Raw genomic sequence first — 7933 nt, forward strand, 5'->3', positions numbered from 1 at the left:
GCATGACCAGCCAGGTAATGATTTACAGCGGCAAGTTTTACTTCAAATGAATGTTTCATAAACTGCACCTTCAGATGTCAGATTATGTCCAACATTTGGGGTGCAGTTCATCAAGCGTCGCATCAGGCGCTGAATGTCGGATGTGGCGTGCAGCCTACAAATCACACAAATTCAACTCGTTACGAGTATCCCGTCAAAGCAATTTTTTCGCTAACGTCCAGACCCCGGTATTCGTGGTGGAAAGCGCCACAACACCCGCGTTAATCGCATTACGCGCATCTTCTTCATCGCACACCAGCCCGCCGGCAATCAGCAGTTGGCGGATTTTCTCCGTCACCCAGCCCAGCACTTTAGGCATACAGCCTGGCAGGATCTCAATACAATCCGGATTCGATTGCGCAACTTGCTTATCAATGTTGTGAAACGAAATCGAATCAACAATAAACAGGCGATGAATACAGAAAAAACCTTCCGCTCTTGCCGCTTTCAGCATCGATGCTTTCGTGCTGATAATGCCGTCCGCCTCGGTCACCAGTTTCAGAAACTGAATCACCACTTCTTTGTTCGATGCGCCTTCCAGCAAATCAACATGAATAAAGGCATATTTTCCGGCGTTTTTAATCTTTTTAACGATATTACTGATGGTGCAGATATTGCCGTACAACACTGAAATAAACTGGCATTCAGAATCGATTGCCAGTTGCAGGCTGGCATTATCTTTAACGGCAGCAATCACCGGATTCTGGCGGAGCAGGTGTAAGAGGGGCATAAATTATCCTTATTATTTATCCAAAGCGGTAGGTGATGCCGAATCCGGAAGGCGGATAGCGCCACTGTTGTAGTGTTGATTCGTCGCACAGCAAACGGCAGGTGCCACACTCCAGGCAGCCGCGATAATCAACGCGTAAGTCACCTTCCGGTGTGAGCGAAAAAAGACCAGCCGGACAAGCGTTAATCAACCGTTGTACCGTCTGGCGCTCAACGGAGTCAGCCGGAACAATGTGCGGCGCATCGGCAACGCGCCAGAGATTACGGGCTACAGACATCGCAGACTCCTGATAACATCGCCCGCCAGATGCCACAGGCCGTGACGACGTAAATGACGCCAGAATAACTGGCGCAGCGGTGGAACAGGTTTATCACCCTGATCCCATAAATCGCGGGAAATATCCTGCATTAACGCAGGCCACGCACGGTACCAGCCAGGGCGTTGCAAAAGCGCCGGAACATGCTGATAACGTTGTAGAACATCCCATAGCAGGCTGCGCTCGACGTTGTGATGATAAAGCGGAAACAGATTTTGCGGCTCGCGGTGCTGGCAGGCGCTTATCAGCGTTTGTGCCGCCGCCTGCGCGCCAGTTAGCGCCATATCCATGCCGCGCACGGAAATTCCGGTATTGACGCAACTGCGCAACGCATCGCCCAGCAGCAGCCAGCCGTTACCGGCGTATTGCACCGGCATACTGTGCAAGCCACCTTCTGGCACCAGATGCGCACCATACTCCAGTGATTCCGTGTTTTTGATAAGCGGGCGCACTGCCGGATGCGTTTTAAAGCGAGCCAGCAGCTCGCTTGCCGGAACACGACTTTGCGTAAGGGAAGAGAGCGGGCAAACAATCCCTAACGAGAGCGTTTGTTGATTAGTATAAAGAAATGCGCCGCCGGGTAAGTCATCACAGATCCCGCCGCTGAACAGCAACGCTGCGCCTTCGTTATTCTCCAGATGAAAACGTTCTTCAATAGCGGATGTTTCCAGCGACAGCACTTCTTTGATCCCCAACGCCATCGCTTCGCCAGCAGGACGAGTCACTAACCCGTGACGTTCAGCCAGGACGCTGTTGGCACCTTCTGCCAGCACCACATAACGGGCGCGGAGAATATCGTCACCACAAATGACACCACACACCCTGCCGTTTTCTTCATACAGCGCATCCACCGTCGCACCGGGGATGCATTCGACACCTTCTTTTTCGGCTTCGGCAACCAGCCACGGATCGAACCGTGCACGTAATACACTCCAGGATTCACCGCCGGGCTGTAAGCTGGAAAACGTCGTTGCGCCATCCGGCGTTAGCAGAGAAAGGCTTTCGTGAGTGATGCGTCGTTCAAGAGGCGCGGTCAGATGAAATTGCGGGAGGAGTTCCGCGAGCGCATGGGTGTATAAACGCCCGCCGGAAAGATTTTTGCTGCCGGGGATTTCAGCGCGTTCCAGTAACAGAACGGACAAACCTGCCCGCGCGCAGCGTAAAGCACAAGCGGTACCTGCTATACCGGCACCAATAATAATAATGTCGCAGTTGTCTTCCATGTCATGCCCCAGATATCCAGAACACAACACCCTAACATGGCGTTACTTAAGGGAAATTGACCGCCGACACACTCTTATCATTCGCCGCGATAGATACAGCCTGCAGTACAGGTTTCTTTTACCATCACCGCACTTAACAGCGGCACAACGGGTTTAACCTGATCCCAAATCCATTTTGCTAAAACTTCGCTGGTTGGGTTTTCCAGACCTGGAATATCATTGAGATAATGGTGATCGAGGCGCTCGTAGGTTGGCTTAAACGCCGCTTTCAGTTCAGCGAAATCGATAATCCAGCCCGTATGCGGATCGACTTCCCCGGTAATTTCCAGTCGCACCATAAAGGAATGCCCGTGCAGGCGACCACATTTATGCCCTTCCGGGACGTGTGGTAAGCGGTGAGCGGCTTCGAAGGTGAAATCTTTAAATAACGTGGTGGACATCATAATTTCTCTACAGGACGATAAAACCGCCGTAGAGTACCGGAAAGGCTGTTTTTTCGCATTATCTAAAACGACTTTGTTGCGCAAAATCGCTGATTTATCTTATTGATGGGCAATATTCATTTGTTTTTCATTGGGTTGGTTAATCTATTTTGTTGTTAAAGACTATTGCTAAAACAGGTTAGTCGATTTGGTTATTAGTTATCGCTATCCCGTCTTTAATCCACACCGTTCACCCCGTTAACCTTATCTTCTCTTCTGTTTTATGGGCGCTGACAGGGCGCAGAAACAGCTTTGCTTACTGGAACATAACGACGCATGACGACACAGGTCCCACCTTCCGCGTTGCTTCCGTTGAACCCGGAGCAACTGGCACGCCTTCAGGCGGCCACGACCGATTTAACTCCCACCCAGCTTGCCTGGGTTTCTGGCTATTTCTGGGGCGTGCTCAACCAGCAGCCAGCTGCGCTTGCAGCGACGCCAGCGCCCGCCGCAGAAATGCCGGGTATAACTATTATCTCCGCTTCGCAAACCGGCAATGCGCGCCGGGTTGCTGAAGCATTACGCGATGATTTATTGGCGGCAAAACTGAACGTTAAGCTGGTGAACGCGGGCGACTATAAATTCAAACAAATCGCCAGCGAAAAACTGCTTATCGTGGTGACGTCAACGCAAGGAGAAGGGGAACCGCCGGAAGAAGCCGTCGCGCTGCATAAGTTCCTGTTCTCCAAAAAAGCGCCGAAGCTGGAAAACACCGCATTTGCCGTGTTTAGCCTCGGCGATAGCTCTTATGAATTTTTCTGCCAGTCCGGGAAAGATTTTGACAGCAAGCTGGCGGAACTGGGCGGTGAACGCCTGCTCGACCGTGTCGATGCCGACGTTGAATACCAGGCTGCTGCCATCGAGTGGCGCGCCCGCGTGGTTGATGCGCTTAAATCGCGTGCGCCTGTCGCGGCACCTTCGCAATCCGTCGCTACTGGCGCGGTAAATGAAATCCACACCAGCCCGTACAGCAAAGACGCGCCGCTGGTGGCGAGCCTCTCTGTTAACCAGAAAATTACCGGGCGTAACTCTGAAAAAGACGTTCGCCATATCGAAATTGACTTAGGTGACTCGGGCCTGCGTTACCAGCCGGGTGACGCGCTGGGCGTCTGGTATCAGAACGATCCGGCACTGGTGAAAGAACTTGTCGAACTGCTGTGGCTGAAAGGTGATGAACCTGTCAACGTTGAGGGCAAAACCCTGCCGCTGAACGAAGCGCTACAGTGGCACTTCGAACTGACCGTCAACACCGCCAACATTGTTGAGAACTATGCCACGCTTACCCGCAGCGAAACGCTGCTGCCGCTGGTGGGCGATAAAGCGAAGTTACAGCATTACGCCGCGACGACGCCGATTGTCGACATGGTGCGTTTCTCTCCGGCGCAACTGGATGCCGAAGCGCTGATTAACCTGCTGCGCCCGCTGACCCCGCGCCTGTATTCCATCGCCTCCTCGCAGGCGGAAGTCGAGAACGAAGTACACGTCACCGTTGGCGTGGTGCGTTACGACGTGGAAGGCCGCGCCCGTGCCGGTGGTGCCTCCAGCTTCCTCGCGGATCGCGTGGAAGAAGAGGGTGAAGTCCGCGTCTTTATCGAACATAACGATAACTTCCGCCTGCCAGCCAATCCGGAAACGCCGGTGATTATGATTGGCCCAGGCACCGGCATCGCGCCGTTCCGCGCCTTTATGCAGCAACGCGCCGCCGACGAAGCGCCGGGGAAAAACTGGCTGTTCTTTGGCAACCCGCACTTTACGGAAGATTTCCTCTACCAGGTGGAATGGCAGCGCTACGTCAAAGAGGGCGTGCTGACGCGTATCGATCTTGCCTGGTCGCGCGATCAAAAAGAAAAAATTTACGTACAAGACAAACTGCGCGAACAGGGCGCAGAGCTGTGGCGCTGGATCAATGACGGTGCCCACATTTATGTCTGCGGCGACGCTAATCGCATGGCGAAAGACGTTGAGCAGGCACTTCTGGAAGTGATTGCCGAATTTGGTGGCATGGACACCGAAGCGGCGGATGAATTTTTAAGTGAGCTGCGCGTAGAGCGCCGTTATCAGCGAGATGTCTACTAATGAGCGAAAAACATCCAGGGCCTTTAGTGGTCGAAGGAAAACTGACAGACGCCGAGCGCATGAAGCTTGAAAGCAACTACCTGCGCGGCACCATTGCGGAAGATTTAAACGACGGTCTGACCGGCGGCTTTAAGGGCGATAACTTCCTGCTGATCCGCTTCCACGGCATGTATCAGCAGGATGACCGCGACATCCGCGCCGAACGTGCTGAACAGAAGCTGGAGCCACGTCATGCAATGCTGTTGCGCTGCCGTCTGCCGGGTGGCGTGATTACCACCAAACAGTGGCAGGCGATCGATAAATTTGCCGGTGAAAACACCATCTATGGCAGCATTCGCCTGACCAACCGCCAGACGTTTCAGTTCCACGGCATTCTGAAAAAGAACGTCAAACCGGTGCACCAGATGCTGCACTCGGTCGGTCTTGATGCGCTGGCGACTGCTAACGACATGAACCGTAACGTACTCTGCACCTCGAACCCTTACGAGTCGCAGCTACACGCGGAAGCGTATGAATGGGCGAAGAAAATCTCTGAACATCTGCTGCCGCGTACCCGCGCGTATGCGGAGATCTGGCTCGATCAGGAAAAAGTCGCCACCACCGATGAAGAACCGATCCTCGGTCAGACTTATTTGCCGCGTAAATTCAAAACTACGGTAGTGATCCCGCCGCAGAACGATATCGATCTGCATGCCAACGACATGAACTTCGTGGCAATCGCCGAAAACGGCAAGCTGGTGGGCTTTAACCTGTTGGTGGGCGGTGGGCTTTCTATCGAACACGGCAACAAGAAAACCTACGCCCGCACGGCGAGTGAGTTTGGCTATCTGCCGCTGGAGCATACGCTGGCGGTGGCAGAAGCCGTCGTGACGACTCAGCGCGACTGGGGTAACCGTACCGATCGTAAAAATGCCAAAACCAAATACACGCTGGAGCGCGTGGGGGTTGAGACGTTTAAAGCGGAAGTGGAGCGTCGCGCGGGGATCAAATTTGAACCGATCCGTCCATATGAGTTCACCGGACGCGGCGATCGTATTGGCTGGGTTAAAGGCATTGATGATAACTGGCACCTGACGCTGTTTATCGAAAATGGTCGCATCCTTGATTATCCTGGGCGTCCGCTGAAAACCGGCCTGCTGGAGATCGCGAAGATCCACAAAGGCGATTTCCGCATTACGGCGAACCAGAATCTGATCATCGCCGGTGTGCCGGAAAGCGAGAAAGCGAAGATCGAGAAGATTGCCAAAGAGAGCGGGTTAATGAATGCCGTCACGCCGCAGCGTGAAAACTCAATGGCCTGCGTGTCATTCCCGACTTGCCCGCTGGCGATGGCCGAAGCCGAGCGTTTCCTGCCGTCTTTTATCGACAACATCGATAATTTAATGGCGAAACATGGTGTCAGCGATGAGCATATCGTGATGCGTGTAACAGGCTGCCCGAACGGTTGTGGTCGCGCGATGCTGGCGGAAGTGGGCCTGGTGGGTAAAGCGCCGGGTCGCTACAACCTGCATCTTGGCGGCAACCGCATTGGGACACGTATCCCACGGATGTATAAAGAAAACATCACCGAACCGGAAATCCTGGCGTCGCTTGATGAACTGATAGGGCGCTGGGCGAAAGAGCGCGAAGCGGGTGAAGGCTTCGGCGACTTTACGGTGCGTGCGGGCATCATTCGCCCGGTGCTCGATCCGGCGCGCGATTTGTGGGATTAACCATCAGCCCGGTCTTGTAGGCCTGATAAGACGCGTGAGCGTCGCATCAGGCAAGGCAAACAGTGAGGAATCTATGTCCAAACTCGATCTAAACGCCCTGAACGAACTGCCGAAGGTAGATCGCATTCTGGCGCTGGCAGAAACTAACGCCGAACTGGAAAAACTGGACGCTGAAGGCCGCGTTGCCTGGGCGCTGGATAATCTGCCCGGTGAATATGTACTTTCTTCCAGTTTCGGCATTCAGGCGGCGGTGAGCCTGCATCTGGTGAATCAGATTCGCCCGGATATTCCAGTGATCCTCACCGATACGGGTTACTTGTTCCCGGAAACCTACCGCTTTATTGACGAGTTAACGGACAAACTCAAGCTCAACCTGAAAGTGTACCGCGCTACCGAAAGCGCCGCCTGGCAGGAAGCACGTTACGGAAAACTGTGGGAGCAGGGTGTTGAAGGCATTGAAAAGTACAATGACATCAACAAAGTCGAACCGATGAACCGGGCGCTGAAAGAACTGAATGCGCAAACCTGGTTTGCTGGCCTGCGCCGTGAACAATCCGGCAGCCGCACCAATTTACCGGTGCTGGCAATTCAGCGTGGCGTATTTAAAGTGCTGCCGATTATCGACTGGGATAACCGAACTATTTATCAGTACCTGCAAAAACATGGCCTGAAATATCACCCATTATGGGATGAAGGATATTTATCGGTCGGTGATACCCATACAACCCGTAAATGGGAACCCGGCATGGCGGAAGAAGAAACGCGTTTCTTTGGCTTAAAAAGAGAATGTGGGTTACACGAAGGGTAAATATTGCCGGATAAATTAAACGCCTCTGTCAGAAATGATGGGGGCGTTTTTATTTTGCGAGCAGCATTCCTGATTTTAAACGTGAACGCCGCTGGAAGAATTATCAGGTATAGAATGGCGTTGGGTGCTTGAGGCTGTCTGGCGTTAAGCATTCGCGAGGTTCCAGATGGACAAAAGCCCCAGGCGATATTTCTATCAACCTGAGGCCAGCGTTCGAACCTAAGCAATTCGAATGTTAGTCTCTTCTTTGCAGGGAGGCAAGACATGCTGACAAAATATGCCCTTGTGGCAATCATCGTACTGTGTTGTACAGTACTGGGATTCACGCTGATGGTAGGCGACTCGTTGTGTGAGTTGAGTATCAGAGAACGTGGTATGGAGTTTAAGGCAGTTCTCGCTTACGAATCGAAGAAGTAGCCACCACGCGGGGGTAAAACCCATAAGCGCTAACTTAAGGGTTGAACCATCTGAAGAATGCGACGCCTCGGTGCCTCGTTAAGACGATGCCTCGCGTTCTTCAATTGCGTTTTGTAGGCTGTCAGGGATA

At 53.1% G+C, this 7933-nt stretch carries 8 protein-coding genes; 4 read left to right on the top strand and 4 right to left on the bottom strand.

Annotation, left to right across the window (positions count from 1 at the left end; translation table 11 throughout):
- Window positions 1-193: 193 nt before the first annotated feature.
- The 4 genes from ACJHWK_RS23640 to queD all read right to left on the bottom strand — a co-directional run bounded on the left by ACJHWK_RS23640 (window position 194) and on the right by queD (window position 2748).
- The gene (locus ACJHWK_RS23640) at window positions 194-769 is read right to left on the bottom strand and encodes a glycerol-3-phosphate responsive antiterminator (protein WP_252710083.1); all 576 of its coding nucleotides are present in this window, start codon (window positions 767-769) and stop codon (window positions 194-196) included.
- Window positions 770-785: 16 nt separating this feature from the next.
- Window positions 786-1046, bottom strand: a complete 261-nt coding sequence (locus ACJHWK_RS23645; RefSeq protein ID WP_000109536.1) for a ferredoxin family protein — start codon at window positions 1044-1046, stop codon at window positions 786-788.
- Window positions 1037-2308, bottom strand: coding sequence for an FAD-dependent oxidoreductase (locus ACJHWK_RS23650; RefSeq protein WP_001521163.1), 1272 nt, complete (start codon window positions 2306-2308; stop codon window positions 1037-1039). Before ACJHWK_RS23650 ends, ACJHWK_RS23645 begins: the two co-directional genes overlap by 10 nt.
- Window positions 2309-2385: 77 nt before the next feature.
- Complete coding sequence (gene queD / locus ACJHWK_RS23655) at window positions 2386-2748, bottom strand: 6-carboxytetrahydropterin synthase QueD (protein ID WP_000108294.1); 363 nt, start codon at window positions 2746-2748, stop codon at window positions 2386-2388.
- Window positions 2749-3066: 318 nt separating this feature from the next.
- Here queD and cysJ point away from each other — a divergent pair, with 318 nt between their 5' ends.
- The 4 genes from cysJ (at window position 3067) to ACJHWK_RS23675 (ending at window position 7803) form a co-directional block, all read left to right on the top strand.
- Complete coding sequence (gene cysJ / locus ACJHWK_RS23660) at window positions 3067-4866, top strand: NADPH-dependent assimilatory sulfite reductase flavoprotein subunit (protein WP_001521162.1); 1800 nt, start codon at window positions 3067-3069, stop codon at window positions 4864-4866.
- Window positions 4866-6578, top strand: coding sequence for an assimilatory sulfite reductase (NADPH) hemoprotein subunit (cysI, locus tag ACJHWK_RS23665; protein WP_001290706.1), 1713 nt, complete (start codon window positions 4866-4868; stop codon window positions 6576-6578). The genes cysJ and cysI overlap by 1 nt, the downstream gene beginning before the upstream one ends.
- 73 nt (window positions 6579-6651) lie before the next feature.
- Window positions 6652-7386, top strand: coding sequence for a phosphoadenosine phosphosulfate reductase (cysH, locus tag ACJHWK_RS23670; RefSeq protein WP_001521160.1), 735 nt, complete (start codon window positions 6652-6654; stop codon window positions 7384-7386).
- A 264-nt stretch (window positions 7387-7650) separates the two neighbouring features.
- On the top strand, window positions 7651-7803 hold the full coding sequence (locus ACJHWK_RS23675; RefSeq protein WP_000956458.1) for a Hok/Gef family protein: 153 nt from the start codon (window positions 7651-7653) through the stop codon (window positions 7801-7803).
- The last annotated feature ends 130 nt before the right edge of the window (window positions 7804-7933 follow it).

Origin of the sequence: Escherichia sp. WS547, assembly GCF_046486065.1 — a bacterium.
GTDB lineage: Bacteria > Pseudomonadota > Gammaproteobacteria > Enterobacterales > Enterobacteriaceae > Escherichia > Escherichia coli.

Bases quoted from the DNA above. Each gene is read 5' to 3' on its own strand.
- ACJHWK_RS23640 (WP_252710083.1), bottom strand. From the start codon at position 769: ATGCCCCTCTTACACCTGCTCCGCCAGAATCCGGTGATTGCTGCCGTT.
- ACJHWK_RS23645 (WP_000109536.1), bottom strand. From the start codon at position 1,046: ATGTCTGTAGCCCGTAATCTCTGGCGCGTTGCCGATGCGCCGCACATT.
- ACJHWK_RS23650 (WP_001521163.1), bottom strand. From the start codon at position 2,308: ATGGAAGACAACTGCGACATTATTATTATTGGTGCCGGTATAGCAGGT.
- queD (WP_000108294.1), bottom strand. From the start codon at position 2,748: ATGTCCACCACGTTATTTAAAGATTTCACCTTCGAAGCCGCTCACCGC.
- cysJ (WP_001521162.1), top strand. From the start codon at position 3,067: ATGACGACACAGGTCCCACCTTCCGCGTTGCTTCCGTTGAACCCGGAG.
- cysI (WP_001290706.1), top strand. From the start codon at position 4,866: ATGAGCGAAAAACATCCAGGGCCTTTAGTGGTCGAAGGAAAACTGACA.
- cysH (WP_001521160.1), top strand. From the start codon at position 6,652: ATGTCCAAACTCGATCTAAACGCCCTGAACGAACTGCCGAAGGTAGAT.
- ACJHWK_RS23675 (WP_000956458.1), top strand. From the start codon at position 7,651: ATGCTGACAAAATATGCCCTTGTGGCAATCATCGTACTGTGTTGTACA.